Annotated in this window: 23 protein-coding genes; 16 read left to right on the top strand and 7 right to left on the bottom strand. The window is 73.7% G+C overall.

Annotation, left to right across the window (positions count from 1 at the left end):
- Positions 1-40: 40 nt before the first annotated feature.
- From OG900_23225 to OG900_23295, 15 genes are all read left to right on the top strand, one after another.
- Positions 41-2,080 carry an ATP-binding protein gene (locus OG900_23225; protein WUH95883.1) on the top strand — a complete coding sequence of 680 codons (2,040 nt, stop codon included), beginning with the start codon at positions 41-43 and terminating at the stop codon, positions 2,078-2,080.
- A gap of 569 nt (positions 2,081-2,649) precedes the next feature.
- Positions 2,650-3,255: a DUF4157 domain-containing protein gene (locus OG900_23230; GenBank protein WUH92732.1), complete on the top strand. Its 606-nt coding sequence runs from the start codon at positions 2,650-2,652 to the stop codon at positions 3,253-3,255.
- Positions 3,256-3,390: 135 nt separating this feature from the next.
- On the top strand, positions 3,391-4,965 hold the full coding sequence (locus tag OG900_23235; protein ID WUH92733.1) for a phage tail sheath subtilisin-like domain-containing protein: 1,575 nt from the start codon (positions 3,391-3,393) through the stop codon (positions 4,963-4,965).
- A gap of 65 nt (positions 4,966-5,030) precedes the next feature.
- Positions 5,031-5,474, top strand: a complete 444-nt coding sequence (locus OG900_23240) for a phage tail protein (GenBank protein WUH92734.1) — start codon at positions 5,031-5,033, stop codon at positions 5,472-5,474.
- A 7-nt stretch (positions 5,475-5,481) separates the two neighbouring features.
- Positions 5,482-5,943 carry a hypothetical protein gene (locus OG900_23245; protein WUH92735.1) on the top strand — a complete coding sequence of 154 codons (462 nt, stop codon included), beginning with the start codon at positions 5,482-5,484 and terminating at the stop codon, positions 5,941-5,943.
- Positions 5,940-6,095, top strand: a complete 156-nt coding sequence (locus OG900_23250; protein WUH92736.1) for a hypothetical protein — start codon at positions 5,940-5,942, stop codon at positions 6,093-6,095. The genes OG900_23245 and OG900_23250 overlap by 4 nt, the downstream gene beginning before the upstream one ends.
- Before the next feature lie 108 nt (positions 6,096-6,203).
- Positions 6,204-8,435, top strand: a complete 2,232-nt coding sequence (locus OG900_23255) for a hypothetical protein (protein WUH92737.1) — start codon at positions 6,204-6,206, stop codon at positions 8,433-8,435.
- Between the two features lie 34 nt (positions 8,436-8,469).
- The gene (locus tag OG900_23260) at positions 8,470-8,910 is read left to right on the top strand and encodes a phage tail protein (GenBank protein ID WUH92738.1); all 441 of its coding nucleotides are present in this window, start codon (positions 8,470-8,472) and stop codon (positions 8,908-8,910) included.
- A 53-nt stretch (positions 8,911-8,963) separates the two neighbouring features.
- The gene (locus OG900_23265; protein WUH92739.1) at positions 8,964-9,728 is read left to right on the top strand and encodes a LysM peptidoglycan-binding domain-containing protein; all 765 of its coding nucleotides are present in this window, start codon (positions 8,964-8,966) and stop codon (positions 9,726-9,728) included.
- Between the two features lie 42 nt (positions 9,729-9,770).
- Positions 9,771-11,636, top strand: a complete 1,866-nt coding sequence (locus OG900_23270; protein WUH92740.1) for a VgrG-related protein — start codon at positions 9,771-9,773, stop codon at positions 11,634-11,636.
- A 109-nt stretch (positions 11,637-11,745) separates the two neighbouring features.
- Positions 11,746-12,027, top strand: a complete 282-nt coding sequence (locus tag OG900_23275; protein WUH92741.1) for a PAAR domain-containing protein — start codon at positions 11,746-11,748, stop codon at positions 12,025-12,027.
- Positions 12,028-12,034: 7 nt separating this feature from the next.
- Positions 12,035-12,481: a GPW/gp25 family protein gene (locus tag OG900_23280; protein ID WUH92742.1), complete on the top strand. Its 447-nt coding sequence runs from the start codon at positions 12,035-12,037 to the stop codon at positions 12,479-12,481.
- The gene (locus tag OG900_23285; protein ID WUH92743.1) at positions 12,481-14,472 is read left to right on the top strand and encodes a putative baseplate assembly protein; all 1,992 of its coding nucleotides are present in this window, start codon (positions 12,481-12,483) and stop codon (positions 14,470-14,472) included. The genes OG900_23280 and OG900_23285 overlap by 1 nt, the downstream gene beginning before the upstream one ends.
- A gap of 88 nt (positions 14,473-14,560) precedes the next feature.
- On the top strand, positions 14,561-15,109 hold the full coding sequence (locus tag OG900_23290; protein ID WUH92744.1) for a phage tail protein: 549 nt from the start codon (positions 14,561-14,563) through the stop codon (positions 15,107-15,109).
- Between the two features lie 120 nt (positions 15,110-15,229).
- Positions 15,230-16,237, top strand: a complete 1,008-nt coding sequence (locus tag OG900_23295) for a zinc ribbon domain-containing protein (protein WUH92745.1) — start codon at positions 15,230-15,232, stop codon at positions 16,235-16,237.
- A gap of 52 nt (positions 16,238-16,289) precedes the next feature.
- Here the strand turns inward: OG900_23295 and OG900_23300 are convergent, their stop codons facing one another.
- A complete protein-coding gene (locus OG900_23300; GenBank protein WUH92746.1) occupies positions 16,290-18,050 on the bottom strand; it encodes a winged helix-turn-helix domain-containing protein in 1,761 nt (586 codons plus the stop codon).
- 290 nt (positions 18,051-18,340) lie between these two features.
- Between OG900_23300 and OG900_23305 the strand changes: the two genes are divergently transcribed.
- Positions 18,341-19,189 carry an SAM-dependent methyltransferase gene (locus tag OG900_23305; protein ID WUH92747.1) on the top strand — a complete coding sequence of 283 codons (849 nt, stop codon included), beginning with the start codon at positions 18,341-18,343 and terminating at the stop codon, positions 19,187-19,189.
- A 30-nt stretch (positions 19,190-19,219) separates the two neighbouring features.
- Here the strand turns inward: OG900_23305 and OG900_23310 are convergent, their stop codons facing one another.
- From OG900_23310 to OG900_23335, 6 genes are all read right to left on the bottom strand, one after another.
- Complete coding sequence (locus OG900_23310) at positions 19,220-19,420, bottom strand: hypothetical protein (protein WUH92748.1); 201 nt, start codon at positions 19,418-19,420, stop codon at positions 19,220-19,222.
- Positions 19,417-20,160, bottom strand: coding sequence for a hypothetical protein (locus OG900_23315; GenBank protein WUH92749.1), 744 nt, complete (start codon positions 20,158-20,160; stop codon positions 19,417-19,419). The genes OG900_23310 and OG900_23315 overlap by 4 nt, the downstream gene beginning before the upstream one ends.
- A 160-nt stretch (positions 20,161-20,320) precedes the next feature.
- Complete coding sequence (locus OG900_23320) at positions 20,321-20,830, bottom strand: SRPBCC domain-containing protein (GenBank protein ID WUH92750.1); 510 nt, start codon at positions 20,828-20,830, stop codon at positions 20,321-20,323.
- Entirely contained in the window at positions 20,827-21,147 is a 321-nt protein-coding gene (locus OG900_23325; protein ID WUH92751.1) for a metalloregulator ArsR/SmtB family transcription factor, read from the bottom strand. The genes OG900_23320 and OG900_23325 overlap by 4 nt, the downstream gene beginning before the upstream one ends.
- 145 nt (positions 21,148-21,292) lie before the next feature.
- Positions 21,293-21,574 carry a hypothetical protein gene (locus OG900_23330; GenBank protein ID WUH92752.1) on the bottom strand — a complete coding sequence of 94 codons (282 nt, stop codon included), beginning with the start codon at positions 21,572-21,574 and terminating at the stop codon, positions 21,293-21,295.
- A gap of 152 nt (positions 21,575-21,726) precedes the next feature.
- Positions 21,727-24,930, bottom strand: a complete 3,204-nt coding sequence (locus OG900_23335; protein ID WUH92753.1) for a tetratricopeptide repeat protein — start codon at positions 24,928-24,930, stop codon at positions 21,727-21,729.
- Positions 24,931-25,000: the final 70 nt, after the last annotated feature.

Here is a 25,000-nt window from a genome sequence, read left to right on the forward strand (position 1 = left end):
CCCGGGGACGGACGGCGGTGACGCCGGGCTCGACCACCTCATGGCGCGGCTCGCGCTCGTCGAGCAGCGGGTGCGGCGGGCCGTGGCCGCCCGCAGGGCGGGGGACCCCGAGCCGGACGATCCCTTCCGGGGGATCTACCTGTCCGACGACGCCGTACGCCGGCTGCTGGACGACCCGGCGGCCGTACCGGAGCCCGACCCTTCCGACCGCGAGCGGCGGGCCGAACTCGACGCCCGCGCCGCCGCCGACCCCACCCTGCGACTCGTCTCCCTGGAGCGGGACTTCGGGCTGCTGCCGCTCGACACCGAACTGCTGCTCATCTCCCTCGCACCCGATCTCGACCGCCGCTACGAGCAGTTGTACGGCTACCTCAACGACGACGTCACCCGCCGCCGCCCCACCGTCGGCCTCGCGCTCGGCCTGTGCGGCGTCCCCCCGGCCTCCGCGGGCGCCCGCGCCCGCCTCGCGGCCTCCGCACCGCTGCCGGCCCGCGGCCTGCTGGTCGTCGAGGACCGCGAACGCCCGCTCCTCAGCCGGGCCTTGCGCGTACCCGACCGGGTCAGCGCGCACCTGCTCGGCGACGACACGCCCGACCCCGGGCTGCTCGACCTGCTCGCACCGCTGCACCCCGCCGCCGCACCGCCCGGCCACGAGGAGCCCGCGCGGCGGCTCGCCGCCGTACTGCTGCGCGGAGTCGGACCCGTCTACCTGCGCGAAGCCCCTGGCGGGGCCGCCCGATCGCTCGGCGCGCAAGCGCTGTCCGCGGCCGGGCTGACCGCCTACGGCCTCGACCTCGCGCGGCTCGCGAGCCGCGCCGACCCGGCGGAAGCGGTCGCCGCGGCCGGACGGGAAGCCGCCTTCGCCCGCGCGGGCCTGGTCGCCGCACCCGTCGAAGCACTCGCCGAACGTCCCGAACTCCTGCGGGTGCTCGCCGCGTTGCCCGTCCCCGTGATCCTCGCCGGGCGCGCGTCCTGGGACCCCGCGTGGGCCGACCGGGTCCCGCTGCTCGCCGACGCCGTACGCATCGGCACCGACGCCCGATCCGCCCTGTGGCGTACCGCGCTCGCGGCCACCGCCCCCCAAGGCGCCACCGGGCTCGACACCGTACGCCAGGACGCCGCGGCCGTCTTCCTGCTCTCCCCCGAACAGGTCGAACGCGCCGCCCGCACCGCCCACCAGCAGGCCCTGCTCTCCGGCGGCCCCCTCACCGACGCCCACCTCCTGCAAGGCGCCCGCGCGCAGAACACCTCCGGCCTCGAACGCCTCGCCCGCCGCATCGAACCCGCCGTCGGCTGGCCCGACCTCGTCCTCCCCCCGGCCGTCCTGTCCCGCCTCCACGAACTCGCCGCCCGCGCCCGCCACCGCGACCGCGTACTCGGCGACTGGAGCATGCGCCCGGGTGGCGGCCGCGGGCGCGGCGTCATGGCCCTCTTCGCCGGCGACTCCGGCACCGGCAAGACCATGTCCGCGGAAGTCATCGCCGGCGCGCTCGGCCTCGACCTCTACACCGTCGACCTCGCGACCGTGGTCGACAAATACGTCGGCGAGACCGAGAAGAACCTCGAACGGATCTTCACCGAAGCGGCCGGCGTCAACGCCGTCCTGCTCTTCGACGAGGCCGACGCCGTCTTCGGCAAGCGCTCCGAGGTCAAGGACGCGCACGATCGCTACGCGAACGTCGAAAGCGCGTATCTGCTCCAGCGGATGGAGAGCTTCGACGGCCTCGCCGTCCTGGCCACGAACCTCCGCGCGAACCTCGATGAAGCCTTCACCCGGCGGCTCGACCTCGTGGTCGACTTCCCCCTCCCCGAGGCCGACCAGCGCATCGCGCTGTGGGACCGCTGCCTCGGCCCCGCCGTGCCCCGCCGCCCCGACCTCGATCTCGCCTTCTGCGGGCGGTCCTTCGAACTCGCCGGCGGCGACATTCGCTCCGCGGCGGTCACCGCGGCGTATCTTGCCGCGTCAGCGGGGCGGGGGGTGGGGATGGCGGAGCTTGTCGCGGCCGTCGCCCGCGAATACCGCAAGCTGGGGCGCTTGTGCCTTCCGAACGAGTTCGGCCCGTACATGTCCTACACCTAGCCCCCTGCGGCGGCGCCCCTACGAGCTCACCCGCGCCCAGGTGTTGGGCTTGCCTCGCAGTTCTCCCCCCGAGCTTCGCCTGGGGTACCCCCACGCGCCCCTGGGGTGCTTCCCCTTGCGGTGCGTTGCTTCCCTGCGGCCCGGTGGGGGCTGGTCGCGCAGTTCCCGCGCCCCTGGGTGGCTGCCTCGTTCTGTTGCGTTCACAGGTGCGGTCCGCTGTGGCGGGGCGCGCAGTTCCCCGCGCCCCTTTTGGCCTGCGTCCTCTTACGTCCGGCCTTCGCCCCTGGTTTTTCAGGCGCGCGGGGAACTGCGCGCCCGCCGGAGAGGCGGGGAAGAAAGCAACGCCACCGCAAGGGGCAATCACCCAGGGGCGCCTGGGGGTACCCCCACGCGAAGCTCTGGGGGAGAACGGAGCGACCAGCCGCCCACCCAGCGGCACCGTGGGAAAGGCGAAGGCACCCCGCAGGGGGTGGTGCCCGAAGGGGCGGGGAGGGGTGCCCCGGGTGGGGTGGTCGGGTGCGGGTGGGGGGTGGGAACGTGGGAGCCAGGCGGAGCGAGGGGGCACGCGGATGCGCGGGCACGAGCACGAGCAGCAGGCAGAAGGCGAGTTCGCGGCGCCGCGCCAGGCGGAGGCGGCCGTCCCGGACGCGCTGCTGATGAAGGCGGCCGCGAGCGGCCGCACGGACGTACTGGGCGCAGGCGGCATGCTGCGGCTCCAACGCGCGCTGGGCAATGGCGCGGTGACGGCCCTGGCCGAGGACGAGAGCCCGGTCCACGACGTGGTCGGGAGCGGCGGCAGGCCGCTGGAGCCCGAGGTCCGCGGGGACATGGAGGCCCGCCTCGGGCAGGACTTCGGCGACGTCCGCATCCATACGGACAGCGCCGCGCACGAGTCCGCGCAGTCGGTCAACGCCCACGCGTACACGGTGGGTTCGCACGTCGTCTTCCAGCGGGACGCGTACGACCCCGGCTCCCACCAGGGACGTACGACGCTGGCGCACGAGCTGACGCATGTCGTGCAGCAGCGCAGCGGACCCGTGGACGGTACGGACGCCGGCGGCGGTGTGCGGGTCAGCGATCCGTCGGACCGCTTCGAGCAGGAGGCGTCGGCGACGGCCGCGCGGGTGGTGCAGCGCGAGGAGGAGCCCGTCGAGGAGGAGCCGCTGCCTGAGTGACCTCGGCGGCACGGCGTCGGCCTGCCCGAAGGGGCACGCTCGGGTTCCCCCCGGGCCGTCCGGGAGGCCGTGCCCCGCGCCGGAGGCGGGCGGCACGCTTGGGCGGGCCAGTGCTGTCCCAGGGGAGGACCGAGGATGCCGTCGTACAAGTCGCCGGGCGTCTATGTCGAAGAGGTCGAGGCCGGGTCGCGGCCCATCGAGGGCGTCGGGACGGCCGTCGCCGCCTTCGTCGGCCTCGCCGCGGACGGTCCGTACAACGCGGCGACGCTGGTGACGAACTGGAGCCAGTTCACCCGGACTTTCGGCGACTTCGTGGACGGGGCGTATCTCGCGCACGCCGTCTACGCCTACTTCCTCAACGGCGGCGGGACCTGCTACGTCGTGCGGATCGGCGAGCCCGCCGACGACGCCGACAGCGGGGCCGCGCCCGCCAGGTCCGCCAAGTCCCGTGGCAAGTCGGCCGCGCCGCTCCCCGCCGGGCCGCGGGCAGCGCTCGGCGGCTTCCAGGTGGCGGCGGTCGAGGGCAGTGGCGAGGGCCTGACCGTCGAGGTCGCGGACGCCGGCGGCGAGGGCGCGGCGGAGGACACGTTCACGCTGGTGGTGCGGCGCGGCGAGCAGACCGAGGAGACCTTCGAGGTCTCGGCCAAGCGCAGCCAGCGTACGTACGTGGTCTCCGTCGTGCGTGAGAAGTCCCGGCTGATCGTGGTCGAGGAGCCCAGCGGCACGGCGACGGTGGCCCGCCCCGACAACCAGACGGTGGCGCTGCCGCCCCCGTCGGCCGGCGCGGTGGTGCCCGCCACGCTCACCCCGGCGGAATACGTGGGCGATCCGGCCGACCGCACCGGCTTCGCGGGCCTTGAGGCGGTCGACGAGGTCACCATGCTCGCGGTCCCGGACCTCATGAGCGCGTACGAGCAGGGCGCGTTGGACGCCGAGGGGCTCAAGGCCGTGCAGCTGGCGATGATCGCCCACTGCGAACTCATGGGCAACCGGGTGGCGATCATCGACCCGCCGCCCGGCCTCAGCCCGCAGGAGGTCAAGGACTGGCGCCTCACCGGCGCGGGCTACGACTCCAAGTACGCGGCGCTGTACTACCCGTGGGTCAAGGTCGCCGACCCCTCCACCGGCCGGAACCGCTTCGTCCCCCCGAGCGGCGCGATGGCCGGGGTGTGGGCGCGCAACGACGACACCCGCGGGGTGCACAAGGCGCCGGCCAACGAAGTGGTGCGCGGCGCGGTGGAGTTGGCCGTCCAACTCACCAAGGGCGAGAACGACCTGCTCAACCCGATCGGCGTGAACTGCATCCGCGCCTTCCCCGGCCGCGGCATCCGGGTGTGGGGTGCGCGGACCCTCTCCAGCGACGACGCCTGGCGCTACCTCAACGTGCGCCGGCTCTTCAACTACCTGGAGGAGTCGATCCTGCTCGGCACCCAGTGGGTGGTCTTCGAGCCGAACGACGACGCGCTGTGGGCCCGTATCCGCCGCACGATCTCGGCGTTCCTGGTCAACGAGTGGCGCAAGGGCGCGCTCTTCGGCCTCACCCCCGACGAGGCGTTCTACGTCAAGTGCGACCGCGAGACCAACCCCGCCGAAGGCATCGACGCCGGCGAAGTGGTCTGCGAGGTCGGCATCGCGCCGGTCAAGCCGGCCGAGTTCGTGATCTTCCGGCTCGCCCAGTTCTCCGGCGGGACCAGTCTCGTCAACGAGTGACAGCGCGGCGGCAGTCCGCGGCGAGTGACGGCAAACCCGGTTACACGGAAGGCAGGTAGGCGTTCATGGCACTCCCCGACCTCGACACCTCGGTAGGCCACTCCTTCGGCCTGGAGTTCGACGGCGTCGTCATCAAGCAGATCACCGAGGTGACCGGCCTGAAGATGGAGCAGGACGTCATCGAGCTGAAGCAGAACACCAACGACGGCAAGTACGTCATCAAGAAGCTGCCGGGCCGCCCCAAGGCCGGCGAGGTCACGCTGACCCGCGGACTCACCTCCGACCAGAGCTTCGAGAAGTGGATCAAGGACTCCCGCTTCGGCAAGATGGCCGACTCCCGCAAGGGCGGCGCGATCATCGTCTTCGACTACGAGGGCAACGCGATCAAGCGCTACACGCTCGTCAACGCCTGGCCCAAGAGCCTGGAGATCGGCTCGCTCAAGGCGGGCGACACCAGTGTGCTCACGGAGAAGGTCGTCCTGACCTACGAGTCCATGGACGTTGCGTGAGGCACTGATGCGCCGCCAGATGACCGCCCCACCGGACGTGGACCTCGCGGAGGCGGCGGCCGGGGACATCGCCGCCGCCTCGGCAGCCGAACCCGAGGTCATGCGGACCGAGTTCGCCTTCCGGCTGCCCCGCGGATACGTGGACGACGCGGGCCACGTCCACCGCGACGGCGTAATGCGGCTGTCCACCGCCCGCGACGAACTCGTACCGCTGCGTGACGACCGCGTCCGCGAGAACCCGGCGTACCTCTCCGTGGTGCTGCTCGGCCGGGTCGTGGTGCGGCTCGGCACCCTGCGAGAGGTCCATGCCGGGGTGATCGAGGACATGTTCGCCTCCGACCTCGCCTTCCTCCAGGACTTCTACCGCCGCATCAACGCCGAGGGCCACACCCGCGCCGAGGTGACCTGCCCCTCCTGCGCCACCGCCTTCGCGGTCGACCTGGCGGGTGAGCGCCTGGGGGAATCGTGACGTACGCGACCGACCACCTGTACGAGGACGTCGCGTACGTCGCCTACCACTTCCACTGGCCGCTCGACGCGATCCTCGACCTGGAGCACGCGGAACGGCGACGCTACGTCGCCCAGATCGCCCGGCTCAACCAGCTCGCCGGGGGGCGATGACCGGTGTTCGGGCGGTGGGGGAAGCGAGGGGTCGCCGAGGGAGTGCCAACGCCCGCGTCGGCGGATGCGGTTCGTCCTGCCGCGGGCCCCGCACCTGTTCCCGCGCCGGTGCCCCCGCGGGGGGAGTGGCGCGGACTGGCCGTCCAGCGGCTGACCTTCGGCACGCCCGAGCTGATCTCCGCGCCCGAGGCGTTCGCCGCCGGGCTCGGCACATGGCAGAACCCCTCGCTGAGCGGCGAGTTGGGCCACGCGGTGACACCGACCGCCCCGGCCGGGCTCATCTCGGGCGTTGCCGAGGTCGCGCCACCTGTGGCGCCGCCGCTCGATCCGGCGGTGACGTCGTTCGCACCACGCGCGGCACCGACGCCCGTACGGCCGAGCGCGCCGGAACCGCGGTTGACCGCAGCCCGGTTGGTGGACCTCGACCTGCCGGTACGGGCGCTGGTGCCGGTGACGGCGTCGGTGCCGGAGGCACCGGAGGAGGCCCCGCAGGGGCCGGAGCCTGCTGCGAGCCCGCCGGAGTCGGTAGTCGTCGGTCCTGCTGCCGGGCCGGAGGTGCTGCCGGTGGCGGTGGGACCTGCCGCTGAGCCGCAAGCAGCCCCCGTACAGCGGTCGGTGGTGGCGCCGCTGGTCGGTGGGTCGCCGCCGTTGAGGCCGGGCGGTGAGGCGCCGACGTCCGCGCCCTCCCCGCCGCCCGCGCCTTCCCCGGCCCCGGACTCCTCTCCCGCGCCCGCCCGGCCGCTCGGACTCGGGGCGCCGCTCCCGTCGGCGCCGCCCGTCGTCCAGCGCGTACGCCCCGAGGGCCCGACCCCGCGACCCGGCTTCGTGGGCGAGCCGCTGTCCGCGGTGCCGCCCACTGCTGCGGCCGCGCCCGAGGCGCCCGGCGGCGACGTATCCCCGCCCCTGCCCGGTGAGGTGGTGGCGCCGCTGGTGGGCGACGCGGTGCTGCTGGTCCAGCGGCAGGTCGCGAAGGGTGCGGAGGCTGTCGAGCCGGTGCCGTTCTCCGATGGCGGTGCGGTGGCGGGGCCCGTGCGAGCCTTCGCGTCCGCTCCGGGCGGGGACGTACCGCCGTTGCCGTCCGGTGGGGTGGTGGCGCCGCCCGTCCAGCGGCAGGTCGTGGAGGGCGGGACGGCTTATCCGTCTCCTACGGACGGCCGAGTGGACGCCCCGGGTGGGGACCTGCCGCCGCCGGCGAACGGTGAGGTGGTGGCGCCGCTGGTGGGTGACGCGGTGCCGCTCGTCCAGCGGCCGGCGGTCGGTGGCGGGATGCCTGTCCTGCCCGCTCCGGGCAGCCGGGCGGACGCCCCGGGCGGGGACATGGCGCCGCTGGTCCAGCGACTGGTGCCGGACGCTGGGCCCGGCCCGGCTGTCGGGGCGCCCGTATCGCGGCCGGCTGTCGATGGACGGGCGGCCCTCCCGCTCGCTCCCGGCGGCCCGGCGGTCCGGTCCGTACAGAGTGCGGCCGTGCCGTCCGCCGCGCCGCCCGTGACCGTACCCCCGGCGGCGGAGCCGGTCGCCGGTGAAGCCGACGCCGGGCCGCCGACCGTCCAGCGGGTCGGGCTGCTCGGTGAGCGGGGGCTTGAACTGCGTGCCGCGCCGACGCCGCGTGAGCCGGAGCGGCGGGCGGAAGAGCCGCCTGTCGTGCCCGTCGTGTGGAAGCGCCCCGGTCAACCCGCCCAGCCCGCCGGGGGGTCGGCGGATGCGCCCGTGCAGCGGCTCGCGGAAGAGCCGGCGACCGTGCCGCACTTCGTCCCCGCCGCGCAGGGGCCGGGTGCCGTACCGCTGGTGCAGCCTGTCGGGACGTCCGGGCCGGGTGCGGCCTCGGTGGCTCAGCGTCTCGGGATGCCCGGCCCGGGTGCCGCCACGGTGGCACAGCGCGTCGGGCCGCCGACCGTACCGGGCCGCGCCTCCGGCGCGGGGAGCGTCGCGCCGCCGGCCGCCCACGGCTCGCTGCCGTTCGTGCAGCGGCTCGGCGGGCAGACCGTGACACCACCGGCCGCCGCGCGCACCGCCGGTGCCGGGGACCTCGCCGTCGCGGCCGGGATCGCCTCCCGCGGGGCGGACGGGTCCTACGTCTTCGCGCCGCCGCCCGCGCCCGCCCCGACCGTCCAGCGCGAGCCGGACCCACCGGCGCCAGAAGCCGTACCCGCACCCGCCCCCGCACCGCAGCCGCCGGAAGCGGCACCCGCGACGACGGCCGCTCCCGCGGCGCCGCAGGCCCCGCCCGAGAACACCGACGAGTTGGTACGCCGCCTGCTCGCCCCGCTCACCCGCCTGTTGAGGGCCGAGTTGCGGCTCGACCGCGAACGCGCGGGCATGCGCCTCGACTCTCGCCACTGACACAGCCGACGCCGAACCCGAAAAGGAGCAGTCCATGGCCACCCCCGCAGCAGACGCCGACCCGGCGGTCAGCGTCTGCTTCATCGTCGAGATCGACGACTTCAGCCTGGGCGCCTTCAACGGCTGTGAGGGGCTGGGCTGCGAGGTCGTGATGGAGCAGCGCGAGGAGGGTGGCAACAACGGCTACGTGTGGCAACTCCCGTCGCGTATCAAGTTCTCGAACATCAAGCTGACCCGGCCGGTGACCAAGGACACCGAGAAGGTGACGCGGTGGATCGCCAGCATGGTGTCGGGGGTGACCCGCAAGACCGGGCACATCAGCGCGATGACGGTGGACGGGACCGTCGTCGCCCGCTGGAGCCTGATGGACGTCGTGCCGGTGCGCTGGCAGGGCCCTTCGCTCAGCGTCGACACCCCCAAAGTGGCCACCGAGACCCTGGAGATCGCCCACCACGGCTTCCTCGCCACCGACTGACCCCTCCACCCCGCCCCCCTTGACCCCGTCCCGACGCGAAGGAGAGCCGTACGATGCCGCCACCGTCCTCACCCGTCGCCTTCTCCGCCGCCGCGCCGGGAGGCGCGGGCTCGGCGGCCGGGGCGCGGCCCAAGCTGGAGCGCGCGTATCTGGAGCTGCGGCAGCCGCCCGCCGACGGCGGCAGCGGGACGCCGGGGCCGCAACTGGGACGGGTCGACTTCCAGTTCAACCCCAAGGAGCTGACGCTCGCCAAGTCGGCGAAGTGGGAGCGGAAGACGGCCCGCGGGGCGAGCCGGGCCGGGCCCGCCGAATACACCGGGCCGGAACCGTCGAAGCTCACGCTGGAGATGTTCTTCGACGCGACCGAGGGGCAGAGCGACAAGGTCGTGAAGACGGTCGAGCAGCTGTTCTCCTGCTGCGTGCCGACCGACCAGACGCAGGACAAGAAGAAGGGCACCCCGCCCTTCGTGATCTTCCACTGGGGCAGCCTCACCGGCTTCGTCGGCTACATCAGCCAGGTGCAGGCGAAATACACCCTCTTCACGGCGGGCGGGCTGCCGATCAGGGCGGTCTGCCAGGTCACGATCGAGGAGCTGGCATCCCAACTGCCCGGCCAGAACCCGACGTCGGGTGCGCTCACCGCGCGCCGGGTGCACAGGGTGGTGGACGGGGACACGCTGCCGATGCTGGCCTTCCGCGAGTACGGCGACCCGGCCGCATGGCGGGACATCGCCGAGGCGAACGGCGTGGACGACCCGATGCGGCTCGTCCCGGGCAGCTCCCTGCTGCTGCCCGGCGCCGACGAGATCAGCGCCTGACCACCCCCAACCGCCAGTCGAGGAAGCGAGGAAGAGCGGACCATGGCCGGAGAGACCTTCGCGAACGTGCTCACGGTGGAGGCGGCGGGCCGGCCGCTGCCGCCGGACATCGCGGCGCTGCTGGTCTCCGGCTACGTGGACGACAGCGTGCGGCTGCCGGACCTGTTCGTGCTGCGCTTCCGGGACCCGAACCACCAGGTGCTGGCGAAGACCGGGCTGACGATCGGCTCCCCGCTGAAGATCTACGCGACCGCCGGTGACGACCCGCAGCGCCAGCTCCTGGTGTCCGGCGAGGTCACCGCGCTGGAAGTGGACCTGGACGCCACCGGCACCTTCACCGTCGTGCGCGGCCTCGACCACTCGCACCGCTTCCTGCGCGGCCGCAGGGTCGCCGGCTACCGGCAGATGACGGCGTCGGACGTGGCCGTGCAGGTCGCCCGCAGAGCCGGACTGCCGGTCGGCGAGGTCGACGCGACGGCCACCGTCTATGAGCACCTGGCCCAACCGGGCATCAGCGACTGGGAGTTCCTGCACCGGCTGGCCGATCTGGCGGGCGCCGAGGTGTCGGTGGCCGACGGCCGCTTTCTCTTCCGCGATCCGGCGCGGGCCGCGAAGGCGCCGAGCCCGGCCACGCGGCCCGAATCGAGCCCGTACGTGCTGGAATTCGGGCGCAATCTGCTCCGCTGCCAGGTCGCGGTGACCGGGGCCGACCAGGTGGCACAGGTCGAGGTGCGGGGCTGGGACGTCACGGCGAAGGCCGCGGTGGTGGCGCGGGCGGCCGCGGGCGGCAGCGACCGGCTGGCGCTCGGCATCACCCCGCGCCAGGCGGCGCAGCCGTTCGGCGAGGCGGTCTTCCTGGCCACCGACACCCCGTACGGCACGCAGGCCGCGGCCGACCAGGCGGCGCGGTCGCTGGCGGGCGACCTGGCCGGCTCGCTGGCCGAGTTGGACGCGGTCGCGATGGGCATCCCGAAGCTGCGGGCGGGCACCGCGGTCACGCTGTCGAACGTCGGGCCGCCATTCGAGGGGAAGTACACGATCTCTTCGAGCCGCCATGTCTTCGACCCCGACGTCGGCTACCCGACCTGGATCACGGTCGGCGGGCGCTCCGACCGCTCGCTGTACGGTCTCGCGTCCGGCGGGGGGCGCGGCGGCGGTCCGGGCTCGGCCGACCGGATCGGCGGGCTGGTCAATGCCACCGTGACCGACACCCGCGACCCGGAGGACCGGGGCCGGGTCCGGCTGGCCTTCCCGTGGCTGTCCGACGACTACGTCAGCGACTGGGCGCGCACGGCGGGGCTCGGCGGCAAGGGCGGCGGCGGTGTCTTCGGCCCCGAGGTCGGCGACGAGGTGCTCGTCGGCTTCGAGCAGGGCCGCGTCGACCAGCCGTACGTCATCGGCGGTCTCTACAACGGCCGGGACCTGCCGTCCGCGCACGACGTCCCGCTCACCGACCCGACCAGCGGCGCGGTCAACCGCCGCTCCCTGGCGAACCGTTCAGGCGACCGCTTCGAGCTGCTCGACGCGGCGGGCGGTGGACCGCAGGGCGTACGGCTGTCCACCGGGGACGGCAAGGTCACCCTGCACCTGGACCGGCAGGCCACCAAGGTCGTGCTGCACAGCGACGGTTCCGTCGAGGTCGAGGCGAGGGAGAAGGTGACGGTGAAGGCCGAGCAGGGCGTCAGCGTCGACGCGGGCAGCGGAAAGCTGGAGCTGACCGGCGACTCGGTCAAGGTCACCGCCCGCAGCGGCGTGCAAGTCGACGGCGGGACGGGCGCCTTGCAGCTGCAGACGCAGGGGCAGGTCGCGGTCAAGGGGGTCAGCGTGGGTGTCGAGGGCAGCGCGAGCACCGAGATCAAGGGCGGTGCCACCCTGTCGATCAGCGCGGCCCTGGTGAAGATCAACTGACGGCGGTGCGCGAGGCGTTCGTACGGCCGCCGCCGTCGCCCGTCACCGAGGGCGGGGACCAGCAAGTCGAACAGTGGTGGGAAACAGACCAAGAGGAGCGGTAGGAACGATGCCCCCAGCAGCGAGAGTCGGCGACCCGACCGGACACCCCGGTGTGCTCAGCGCGCCCGGAGTGCCGACCGTGCTGATCGCCGGGATGCCCGCGGCCGTCGTCGGCACCCTGCACATCTGCTCCTTCCCGCCGCCGGCCGTGCACCCGCCGACCCCGGTGCTGCCGCCGGGCTGCCCGACGGTACTGATCGGCGGCATGCCGGCCGCGCGGATGGGCGACCTGACCGGCTGCGGCGCCCCCGTCATCATGGGCGCCATGACCGTGCTGATCGGCGGGTGAGCTGCCGGTGGGAGCGGAATTCATCGGCGCGGGCTGGGCCTTCCCGGCCCGCACCGACCCGACGGGGGCGGTCGCGCTGGTCAGCGGGCGGCGCGAGATCGAGGAGAGCATCCGGCTCATCCTGGCCACCGCGCCCGGCGAGCGCCCGATGCGCCCGCTGTTCGGCTGCGCCATCCACGACTACGTCTTCGCGCCCGCCGACGCCGCGACCGCAGGCCAACTGGCCTACGAGGTGCGGATGTCGCTGGAGCGCTGGGAGCCGCGGATCGAACTGGCCGAGGTCGCGGTGAGCTTCGACACCGCCGACCTCGGCAAGCTCTACATCGACATCCGCTACTCGGTGCGCGGCACCAACGACCCGCGCAACCTGGTCTTCCCCTTCTACGTGATCCCCTCCCACGAGGACCAGGCCCAGGGCTCCGACGCGCCCGCGGTGAGCGGCGGTGAGCGGTGATGGCGCTGCCGCAGCCCAACCTGGACGACCGGCGCTTCCAGGACCTGGTGGACGAGGCCAAGCGGATGGTGCAGCAGCGCAATCCGCAGTGGACCGACCACAACGTCTCCGACCCGGGCGTCACCCTCATCGAGACCTTCGCGCACATGGTCGACCAGCTCATCTACCGGCTCAACCGGGTTCCCGACAAGCACCATGTGGCCCTGCTCGAACTGATCGGGCTGCGGCTCTTCCCGCCGGTCGCGGCCCGCACCGACATCACCTTCAAGCTGTCGGCGCCGCAGACCACGGTGGTGCCGGTGCGCGAGGGCACCGAAGTGGCGACCGGGCGCACCGCGACCGAGGAGGCGGTGGTCTTCACCACCACCCGCGAACTCCTCATCGTGCCGTGCGAGTTGGCCGCGCTCGCGGTACGAGCCGGCGCCGGGCCCGGCTCAGGCTCCGGTGGCGCGGCCGGTCAGGACGGCCGGCCGGCCGTGGACCGCACCTCCGAACTCGCCGACGGGCGGGGCGTGCCGTGCTTCTCCGACGTGCCGGTGCCCGGCGACTCCCTGCTGTTCGGCCTGTCGGCCGCCGCACCGTCCTGCCTGGTCGCCCTGCGTCTCGACTTCCCCGTCAAGGGACACGGCGTGGACCCCGACCACCCGCCGCTGGTGTGGGAGGCCCGGACCGCCGAGGGCTGGACCGCGTGCGAGGTCGAAGCGGACGGCACCGGCGGCTTCAACCGGCCGGGTGACGTCCTGGTCCACCTCCCCGACACGCACATCGCGGCGGCCGAGGGCGGCCGCAGGGCCGGCTGGCTGCGGGCCCGCGTGCTGCCGGTGGACGGAGTGCGCCGGCCGTATTCGGGCACCCCGCAACTGCTGTCCGCGACCGCCTTCACCATCGGCGGCACCGCACCGGCCGCGCACGCCGAGAGCGCCGCCGCCGAGGTCGTCGGCCGCTCCGAGGGTGTCCCGGGCCAGACCTTCACCGTGTCCCGGGCACCCGTCGTGACGGGCCACGAGCCCTTCACCGTCGAGACGTCGACCCCGCAGGGCGTCCACCAGTGGTCCGAGGTCGAGCACTTCGACGGCTCAGACGCCGGCGACCGGCACTTCCGGCTCGACCGCAGCACCGGCGAGATCGCCTTCGGCCCCGCCGTCCGGCAGACCGACGGCACCCTGCGGCAGTACGGAGCCGTGCCGCCGCAGGGCGCCACCGTGCGGGCGCTGCCGTATCTCACCGGCGGCGGCAGGCGCGGCAATGTCGCCCCCGGCGCGCTCAAGGTGCTGCGCTCCTCCATCCCCTACATCGGCCCGCCCGCCAACCGCCGCGCGGCTTCGGGCGGAGTCGACGGCGAGGACGTCGCCAACGCCCGGCTGCGCGGGGCTCTCGCCCTGCGCACCCGGCAACGTGCCGTCACCGCCGAGGACTTCGAATACCTCGCCCGGCAGGCCGCCCCCGAGATCGCCCGGGTGCGCTGCGTCGCCGCCGAATCCGGCCCCGAAGCGGGCGCCGTACGCGTCCTGCTGGTGCCGTGGGCGGAGGACGACGGGGCCGGACGGCTGGCCTTCGAACAGCTGGCTTGTGCGGAGGAGTTGGTAAGCCGGGTGTGCGAACGGCTCGACCGGCAGCGCGTCATCGGCACCCGCCTGGTGGTCGAACCGCCCTTCTACCAGGGCGTCACCGTCGTCACGACCCTCCGCGCCACCCCTGCGTCCGCCCCCGCCCTGGTCCAACAGGCCGCCGCCACCGCCCTCTACCGCCACCTCAACCCCCTCACCGGCGGCACCGACCGCAAGGGCTGGCCCTTCGGCCGCGCCGTCCAGTCCGGCGAGGTCTTCGCCGTCCTCCAACAGGTCCCGGGTGTCGAATTCGTCGAAACCGTCCGCCTCTTCCCGGCCGACCCGGCCACCGGCCGCCGCGGCGACCCCGTCGACCGCATCGACCTCCCCCCGGGCGCACTGGCCTTCTCCTACGACCACCAGGTGCGGGTGAACGCGTCATGAAGGCGGGGGGTGGGCTGCCCGTACCAGGGCTGGGCGCCCGGCGCCGCCCGGCGGGCGATGCGCTCGCCTTGGTTCCGGGACACACCCCGTGAGCCGGCCGGAAGGGCGGCGGTTGGTGCCGGGGCTGGCGACTCGGCATCCGCTCGGGCGGCAACTGCCCGCCGTCTACGCCGGGGACCTGGTCATGCAGGGCATCACCGGGGGCCTGGACGATGTCCTCGCGCCCGTGCTGTGCACCCTCGACAACTTCCCCGCCTACCTCGATCCCGCCCTCGCCCCCGACGACTTCGTCGCACTGCTCGCCGCATGGGTCGGCGCCGACGCGGAAGCGGGCGCGGGCCGCGAGGCGGTCGCCGGAGCCGTCGGCACGCACGCGGTGCGCGGCACCTGCGCCGGGCTGGCCGAGGAGATCCGGCTGGCCTTCGGCGTCACCGCGGAAGTGGACGACGGGGTGGCGGCGTTGGCGTCCACCACCGCGCTGACCCCGCTCCCGCCCGGCGCGACCCCCCACCTGGCCGTACGCGTCCGCACCGCCGAACCGGCCGCCTTCGACACCAGGGCGCTCACCGCGCTGGTCGCACGCAACCGCCCGGCCCACGTGCCCTTCACGGTGGAGGTGCTGGGGCCGGCCGGCTGACCCGTTCGCCCGAAAGGGCACGTCCGGTGGCCCGGCGGCTGCCCCGGCGTGACTGGCAGCGCGGCCCGCCCGGTCGCGACGATGGGCCCGGCACGTGCGGGTGGGGGAAGGGGCGTACCAGTGGTCGAGTGCACGGCGTGCGGGCAGCGCTGCGAGCGTGGCGAGCAGTTCTGCGGGTCCTGCGGGGCGTATCTGGACTGGTCGGCCGAGACCGCGGCCCCGGCCGCGCCGGTTGCTGCCGCGTCGGCCGCCCCGGCGCCGAGCCCGCCTCCGGTCGTCGCCGCTCCGGAGGAGCCGGTCGTGGCCCCCGTACAGCCGCGGGCGGCCGGCCCCGTACCGCCACCGCCGCGGCCCGCGCCCCGGGCGCCCGAGGAGCCGCCGCCCGCACCGGGCGAGCTGGTGTGCGGGCAGTGCGGCGCCGGCAACGTCCCGACCCGCCGCTTCTGCCGCCGCTGCGGCACGTCACTCGCCGACGCGCCCGCCGCCCCCCGGCTCTCCTGGTGGCGCCGCCTCACCACCCGCACCCCCCGCGAGGCGCCCGCCGCGGGCACCCGGCCCGCGCCCGGCCGCTGGCGCCGGATGCGGCGGCCGCGGCTGCTCATACCGACGCTCATCGTCGTGCTCGGGCTCGCGGCGTTCGGCTTGCGCGGGCAGATCGGCGGGGCCACGGACAAGGTGCGCGACCGGGTCGCGAAGGGGTCGCAGATCCACGCGGTAAGGGTCACCGCGTCGACCTCCGCCCCCGGGCACCCGGCCGGGCTCGCCGTCGACGGCACGACGGACCGCTACTGGGCGCCGGCCTCCGGCGGGGCCGGGGCGGGGCAATACCTCGAAGCGACCTTCGACCAGCCCTTCCGGCTGCTCGACGTCGTCATCCACCCGGGGGCCTCCCCGGTCGAGGAGCAGTTCCTCAAGCAGGCGCGGCCGCACGACGTGCTCGTCACGACCACGGACTCCCACGGCGCGTCCACCCCCCACGTCCTCCACCTCACCGACACCCCCGGCCCCCAGAGCTTCCACCTGGCGGTGAGCGACGTGACCCGCATCCGCCTCACCCTCCAATCCGCCTACGCCCCGACCCCTTCCCGCCACGTGGCGGTGGCGGAGGTCGAATTCTTCAAGCGCTGACCCCGCAGGGGCACCGTGGAGGCCGCGACGGCGGCGAACCGCGGGCGGGGGGTCAAACCCCCGTCAAGCCGCGCGGCGGCACATCGAGGGTCGCGAGAACGCGGGCGTGCCGCACGGCCGCCTGATGCGCGGCAGCAGGATCACCGGCTTCGCGGTGCGCGGTGATCAGGAGGCGCCAGATCGCGTCCTGGAAGGGGTCGACGGAAAGGCCCGCGTCCGCCGCGGTGGCGGCCGCGGCGGGGCGGCCGCGGGCGAGTTCGACCTCGGCGAGGGTGTGGGCGGCCCGCACCGCCAGGGAGCGGTAGTGCTCGCGGAGGGGTACGACCCACTCCGCGGGCCCGTCCTCGGGAAGCAACTCACCGGTGTAGAGCCGCAGCGCGAGGTCGAGCGCGTCGGCGGCCTGCTCGGTGCCGGCGGCGCCGTGCGCGGCGGCGCGCAGCCCGGTGGTGACGGCGGCCTCGAAGCGCCGCACGTCGCAGGTGCCACCGGGCGCCAGCGCGAGCATGTACGCCTCGCCGGAGCGGATGAGCAGCCGGGTGCGCCCCCGGTCGGCGCCGGGTTCGAGGAAGGTGCGCAGGGCGGAGAGGGCGACCTGGAGGCCGCGGGCGGCGGTGCGTTCCGGGCTGTCGGGCCACAGCGCGGCCATCAGCCTTTCCCGGTGGACGGGTTGGCCGGCGTGGACGGCGAGCAGCCGGGCCAGCGCGCGAACCCGCGGCCTGGTGCTGCGCCAGTCCAACTCCCGGTCTCCGAAGGTCGCTTCGAAGCGCAGGAAGCACCGCAGGTGCAGTGTGGGCGGCGGGCCGCTGTCGGAGGGTGGCAGCAGGGTGGGCAGGGAGGGTCCGGGCGGTACGACGGGGACGGGCGCGGCCCGCCGCCGTACGTGTTCGCGCAGCAGCGGCACGCAGTCGTAGCGGCCGTCGGCCCGCCGGCGTACGAGCCCGTAGGCGGTGTCGAGTTCGTCGAGGGTGCCGGTCCCGTCGTCGTGCAGCCAGCGGCCGGGCGATGTGCGGCAGACGCGTTCGAAGCCGCGGGTGAGGTCGGCGGGGAGCACCCCGAGGACTTCCCGGTCGAGGTAGCCGCGTACGGCCGCGGAGGCGAGGGTGGTGTCGGCGAGGGCGGCGGCGCCGCGCCCGGCGAGGCGGGGGAGTTGGGCGCACATCCGCAGGGCGACGGGCCAGCCCTCGGTGAGCCGGGTGAGCGCTTCGAGCCGCCCGCTGTCGGCGCCGCCGGGCGCGGACGCGATCAGGACGCCGCGGATCTCGTCGGCGTCCAGGGCGAGTTCGCGCGTGGTGACGACGACGGCCCCTGACAGTTCGTGCCGGGCGAGGTTGATGGCGGGGCGGCGGCGGCCGGCGAGCACGATACGGAGGTTGACGGGGGCGAGCAGTGCCATTTCCTCCAGCGCCGCTTCGACGGGGCTGCCGTGGATGAGGTGGGCGTCGTCCACGACGAGCAGGACGGGGTTGGGCCGTTGCTCGATCGCGGCGAGGACCGACTCGACGGACCCGGCGGTCTCCCATGGCGCGACCTCGGGACCCAGCCCGGGTCCGCTGCCGAGGAGTTGGCGCATGACACGGTTGATCAGGGAGCCGGGGGCGTGGGCGCCGCGGTGCGGGCGCCAGGTGAGGACCTGGCCGGCGTGGGCGGAGGAGTGCTGGGCGAGCAGTATCGACTTGCCGTAACCGGCCGGGGCCACCACGAGGGCCAGCGGCGCGGCCTGCTCTGCCGCGAGGAGTGCGACGACTCGGCCCCGCACCTCGGGGGTCGGGGCCGGTAACTGACCAGGACTCGGCGCTGGTCCTCGGTGGGTCACGACGGTGCGCTCCTTCCCGTGCCCGGGCCAGGACGGAGAGGATGGGGCAAACAGTGAAACAGTGCTCACTGTAGGGAGCGACGGGGTCACCCGCTAGCCGAATCCCCAGGTATGCCCCGCTTGTTCGCCCGCGGGTCACGAAATGCGGAGACCCGGGACCGCCTACCGGACCCCCAGTGCAACTGCGGTACGGAGACGGCCGGGGCGGGAGCCGATTCCCAGTACGGTGCAGCGTATGTGACGGGGCGACGGATGGCAGTGGCTCCGACCCCGGCGAAAGGGATGCGCGCATGTCCGAGGACCTGACCCCGGCGTACGGGGACGACGGCGAGGGAGGCGGCGGTCAGCCGCCGGTGACCGACACGGGCGTCGCCCATTCCGCGCGGGTCCTGGACTACGTGCTCGGCGGCACGGACAACTACCCGGCCGACCGCGAGGCGGCCGAGCGGATGCTGAACGGCTGGCCGCAGCTGCGGACTTCGATGCGGGAGAACCGCAGGTTCATGCACCGGGCGGCCCGTTACGCCGCCGAGCGGGGCCTCGACCAGTTCCTCGACATCGGCACCGGCATCCCGACCTCGCCGAACCTGCACGAGATCGTGCAGGCCGTCACCCCGTCCGCCCGGGTCGTCTACGTCGACAACGACCCGATCGTCTTCACCCACGCCGCCACCCGGCTGGCCGGCACCCCCGAGGGCCGGATCTCCTACCTGCTCGCGGACATGGGCGACCCGGACACGATTGTGCAGGCGCCCGAGGTGGCCGGAACCCTGGACCTGGACCGGCCGGTGGGGCTGTCGATCATCGCGGTGCTGCAGTTCGTGCTCGACGCGAAGGCGGCGTACGAGCTGGTGCGCGGCTACCTCGACCGGCTGGCGCCCGGCAGCATGCTGACGATCACCACGGCCACCTCCGACACCGCACCGGTGCTCGCCGGCTCGGTGGCGGCCGAATACACCAGGCGCGGCCTCCCGGTGCGCGACAGCACGCGGGCCGACGTCGAGCCGTTCTTCGAGGGCCTCGAACTGGTCGACCCCGGGGTCACGTTGATCCACCGCTGGCGCCCGGAGCCGGGCACCGCGGGGCTGGTGGACGACTCCGAGGTCGCGATGTACGCGGGCGTGGCCCGCAAGCCGTAGCCCACGGCCCCCGACGACAGCGGCCCCGGCTCAGCGCCGGGTCGCACCCCGCAGGGACAGGGCGAGCAGCGCGACGACCGCCACCGGCGGCAGCCACCACGCGTTGACGCCCGCCGCCACCAACCCCGCGGTGGCGCCCAGCGCGAGGACGACGCCGAGCGCGATGCGCCAGTCGTCGCCGACCACGAAGTCGTACCAGAAGGCGCAGAAGGCGCGCAGCCGCCGCGTCATGCCGCCGCTCCCGCCGGGTCGTGGCGCCGCAGCAGCGCGGCGCTGCCCGCCGCGAGGGCGGCGACGGCCGGGACGATGACCAGCAGGGACACGTCCGCGCCCGGCCAGTCCGCGCCTGTGCCCTCGGTCGACCAGAACAGGCCGAAGGCGGTGAGCATCGTGCCGACGGCGAATTTCATCGTGTTCTCCGGCACCTTGGCGAGCGGCGCCCGCACCGCGACGCCGACGCCCGCGACGACCGCCACCGCGGCCACCGCGCCCAGGACCGCGACCGGCACGTCACGCTGGTTGGTGCCGAACGTGACCACGATGAAGGCGACTTCGAGCCCTTCGAGGAAGACCCCTTTGAAGGACAGCGTGAAGGCGTACCAGTCGTGTACGACCCCGCGCCCGCCCGCACCGGCCGCCTCGGCCGCGGCGACCTGCTCGGCGTAGCGGACCTCCTCGTCGTGCAGCGCCTTGCGCCCCGACGCGCGGAGTACCGCCTTGCGCAGCCACTGCAGGCCGAAGACCAGCAGCAGCCCGCCGACCGCCAACCGCAGCCCGCCCAGCGGGATCAGCCCGATGGCCGGGCCCAGCGCACCGACGGTGGCCGCCAGTGCGACGAGCGCCGCGCCCGTGCCCTGCAAGGCCGACCCCCAGTGCCGGCTGGTCCCGGCGGCCAGCACGATGGTCAGCGCCTCGACGGCCTCCACCGCGCACGCCACGAACACCGTCGCGAACAGCACCCAGGCACTCATCCGCGCCCCCGTCCCGTCCCGGCACCGCTGCCGGGGCCGCCGTCTACAGCCCTGTAGGACATCCGGCCCCGAGTGTGCCACGACGGGGCCCGCGGGTCGCCACTCTCTGCACGGGGTCGTCGCCGTCGTGGCCGGACCCTGCCGGTCGAGCGCGAGGGGTTCAGTACCCCGCCGGCGGGCCTTCCTGCGGGCCGAGTGTCGGCTCGAAGGCGGCGGTGTAGCGCGCGAAGTGCTCCTTCCACGCGTCGGCGGCGGGGGCCGGGCCGGTGAGCCGGGCGAGGCAGACCTGCCAACCGGCCGCATTGCGCGCGGCGATGGGCGATTCCAGCTCGTCGGTGAGGACCAGCCGCGTACGGCCGTCGGACTCGGGGGTCAGGGTGAAGCGCAGCGTCTCGTCACCCCAGGTGTAAGCCAGTACGTGGGGCTCGTCGGCCTCCAGCACGACGCCGGTGAGCGTCGGGCCGCCCTCGAAGGGGAAGCTGATGGCGGCACCGGGCTTCCAGGCGTCGGTGATCACCCCGCACGGGAACCAGGCCTTCAGCTCCTCGGGATCGGTGATCGCCTGCCAGACCGCTTCCGGCGCCCTGGCCAGGACCCTTTCGAAGCGGACGACGGCCTTGGCGCCCTCGGTGCTCAGCGTGGCGTCGCCGCGGATGGTGGGGTCGTTCATGACGGTCCTTCCTCCAGATGGCGTTCGAGCCGGTCGAGGCTCTCGTTCCAGAGCCGCCGATACGGGGCCAGCCAGGCGTCCAACTCGGCCAGCGGCTCGGCCCGTATCCGGTACAGCCGCCGCTGGGCGTCGACGGTGACGGTCACCAGCCCCGCGTCGCGCAGCGTCCGCAGATGCTTGGAGACCGCGGGCTGACTCAGCCCCAGCCGCTCCACCAGCTCGCCGACGGGCCGCTCCCCGTCCTTGAGGAGGTCGAGTATCCGTCGGCGATTCGTATCGGCGAGCACTGCGATGAGGTCGCCTGCCGGGGTGCTCATGGGCCCAATATGCCTCCGGGGCTATATGCCTGTCAAGGTATATAGTGCCGCCTGCCCCGCCGGGCCGTCTCCGCGAGGGCCCGGCGGATGGGTGAGAGGGGTCGTGAGCCGGCCTACTGCCCGAGTGCGGGCTCTCGGCGGCGTGTCAGACCGGCACCACCATGATGATGCAGCGGTCGGGCGAAACCGCCACGGGTGCCGTGATCGCCGTGTAGTCGGCGGGGCGGACCCACGTGGCGTACTCGGCAGTCGAGTTGGGGGTCGATATCGCTGACTGCGGCACTTGACGTGCCATTGGCATATGCGGGAGGCTTACCGCCGTGGGGAGCGTGGGGTCGACCGTCATGGCTGTGGCGGCGTGACCGGTGGCCGTCCATGCGAGGCAGGCCATGGCCGAGACGGTCATGGTCTGTGACACCTTGTTCATGATGTCCTTTTTATGTAATGGGACAGAGCGGGAGTCACGCTACCTTCGCCTAAAGCGGTCTGCAAAAGAATCGTTTCTGCTGCACCTGAGGCGATAAGATGTCACGTGCGCATGTGTCTGACACGTGACTTCGGCTGTGACCGCGGCCGGGGTCAGTCCGTCAGGCCGTCCTTCAGTTCCGCCAGGCGGCGCCTGATGGCCGCGCTCTCGCGGTGTCCCTGGGCCTGTGCCGCCTCGAATGCGTGGCGCAGCAACGTATAAGCCGTGCGCGGGGCGCCGGACGCGAGATGGACTTCCGCCAGGAGAATCTGCGCCTCCACGACTTCGTCCAGGTCGCGTATTCTCGTGGCCGTCGCCACGGCAGCGGAGAGGTGTTCCGCGGCGGCGGCGAGCCGGCCCGCGTCGAAGTCGATCCTGCCCAGGCCCCGCAGGGCCTCCGCGACCTGGTGTGCCGCGCCGATGTCCCGTGCGACCTGGAGGGCTTCGGTGAGGCAGCCGACGGCCGCCGCCGGCTCGCCGTGCTTCCCGTGCGCCACGCCCATGCTGATGAGCGTGTCCGCCTGGCCCTTCCTGTCGGCCAGCGAACGGAAGACCGGGAGCGCGGCGCGGCACAATTCGAGAGACCTCCCGGTGTCTCCGATTTCGGTGAGGACATCGGCGAGGCTGCCCTGCGCGATGGCCTGTTCGTGCCGGTGCCCGGAATTTCCCAGGCGGACGATGGCCTCCTCGAAAGCGTCGCTCGCCTCTGTGAGATTTCCGGTGCGCGACAGCCAATTTCCGATATTCACCAGGGCGCCCGCCGCCCGCCTTTCGTCGGCGGTTTCCACGAAGCCGGCGCGCGCTTTCTGGAAATGTTCGAGAGCGAGGTCGTTCTCGCCGAGATGGAGCCGGGCCACGCCGATGTTGTTGTGCAGCCGGGAAAGGAACCACACGTCTCCCGACGCTGCTTTCAGGGTGAAGGCCCGCTGGAAATGGTCAAGGGCGATCGTCAGTTCGCCGCGGTGCCACTGGAGCGCGCCGACCGCACAGAGCGCCTCCGCCTCGGCCGCGGTGTCGCCCGTCGCGCGGGCGATGTCGAGCGCGCGCCGGCAGGCGTCGGCCGCGCCCTCGTACCGGCCCGTGTTCGCGAGCGCGTCCGACAGGCCGAGCAGCGCCCGGCACAGGTCCGGTCGCGCGCCGTGCTCCGACCAGTGGGCGACGGCCCGTTGCAGCACGTCGACGGTGTGCTGCCAGTAGCACTCGGCGTTGAGGAAGCCGGCGACGCCGAAGGCGAGCCGGGCGGCGAGGTCGGGGTGGCCCTGGGCCACGGCGAAGCGCTCGACGGACAGGATGTTCTCGCGCTCGCTCGCCAGCCAGGCCGCGGCGGACTCGGCGTCGGGCCATGTCGGAATGCCCGCCGGGTAGTTGGCCGCGGGAACGGCCCCGCGCAACCTGCGCGGATAGGCCGTCCGGTCGGCCTGGCCGACAGCCTGGACGTAGAAGGTGATCAAGCGGAGGGCGATCTGGCCGCGAAGGTGCTCGTCGTCCTCCGCGGTGACCAGATGGTGGGCGTACTCGTGGAGAAGATCGTGGTAGGTGCACCGGTCGGGAACGGTCTCGCGCAGGAGTGCGTACGCCAGCAGGCCTTCCATGACGCGTTCGGCCGCGTCCGGCGAGGTATTCAGGATTGCGGCGGCGACCGGAATGGTGATGTCCGGTCCCGGGTGGAGGCTGAGCCGGCGGAATGCCTGGCGTTGCGCTTTGGTGAGCGTGCGATAGCTGAGGTCGAAGATACGGGTGAGGTCCCGGTCCGCGGTGTCGTGGATTTCGTTGAGGCGCCCGGGGCGGGTCAGGCGGTCCTGCACGGTGGCGAGCGTCCAGACGCCGCGCGCCTGGAACCGGCTGGCGATCAGCTCAAGGGCGAGCGGCAGCCTGCCCAGCAGGTCCACGACGCGGCCGACCGCATCGAGGTCCCGGGTGCGGTCCTCCCCGGCGAACCGGCGGAAGAGCGCGACCGCGTCCGCTTGCGGCAGCACGTCCAGTCGCACGCAACGGGCCGCCGGCAGGCCGGTGATGTGGCGGCGGCTGGTCAATATCACCAGCGACGCGGTGTCGTGCGGGAGCAGCGGGCGGACCTGGTCCGCGTCCACGACGTCGTCCAGGACGATGACGGCCCGGCGCCGGGTCAGCATCGAGCGCCATAATTCGGCCAATTCGTCCACGTCGACCGGGATGTTGTCGGACGGCGTCCCGAGCAGCCGCAGCAGGGCGGTGAGGGCCTCGGCGGGAGTCAGCGGCTCCTGGAGCGCGGAGTGGGCGCGCAGGTCCAGGTAGAGCTGCGAATCCGGGTAGCGGTCGGCGAGCCGGGCGGCCGTGTGGACGGCCACGGCCGTCTTGCCGATGCCGCCCATGCCGCTGACGGATTCCAGGGCGACGACCGGGCCGTCCACCGCGGTGGCGAAGGAGTCGGTGAGGGTGCGCAGTTCCTCGTAGCGGCCGATGAGCGGCGGCTGGCCGGGCAGATTCCGCGGTGCGTGGTCCCCGGCGGCTTCCGGGCGGGGCAGCAGGGTGGCCCGCAGCGGCGTCCCCGACGCCACCGGGGCGGAAGCGGCGGCGGCCGTGTGTACGAGGTCGGCCACGGGGACGTGGTTGAGCACACCCATGTGGAGACGTTCCAGGGCGGGTCCCGGGCGGGCGCCGTACTCCGCCATCAGCACCCGCCGCGCCCTCTCGTACACCCGCAGCGCGTCGGCGTAGCGCCCGCTGCCGTAGTAGGCGAGCGTGAGATGGCCCAGCAGGGTCTCGTCGTCGGGGTGCTGGGCTGTCAACGCGGCAAGCTCGGGGGCGAGTTCCCGGAAGCGGCCGAGGCGCAGGTCGACGGCGGTGCGGGAGACCGCGGCCGCGAGGCGGCGCTCGGCGAGTGTCCCGCGTACGGTCTCGGCCCACAGGCCCGGCAATCCGCTGAGGGCCTCGCCCTCCCACAATTCCTCCGCCCGCCGGAAGACTTCGGCCGCGCGCTCGTCCTCCGCGGTGCCGGCGGCGGCATTCACCAGGCGCTGGTAGCGGTGCCAGTCGACGGCTTCCGGGTCGGCTTCGAGGGTGTAGGTGTGCGAGCGGCTGACGATCCGCGGGGCGTGCGGGGCGGTGCCGGCTCGGAGCAATCGGCCCCGCAGCCGGGAGATGTAGGTGTGGGCGTTCTCCCGCGCGTGCGCGGGCGGTTCGCCGTCCCACAGCCGGCCCACCAGGCTGTGCAGCGCGACGGGACGTCCGACGTCCAGCGCGAGAGCGGCCAGGACCGTCCGCTCCTTCAGCGAGCCGACGTCCAGGCGTTCGCCGCCCACCCGTAACGACACCGGCCCCAGTAACCGGATTTCCACCAGCGCTCCCCTCCCCGCTGGCCCCGTCCCTGATGATGAGCATGACATGAGCATGCGTTCGGCTACCAGG

Source organism: Streptomyces sp. NBC_00433 (assembly GCA_036015235.1).
Classification (GTDB): domain Bacteria; phylum Actinomycetota; class Actinomycetes; order Streptomycetales; family Streptomycetaceae; genus Actinacidiphila.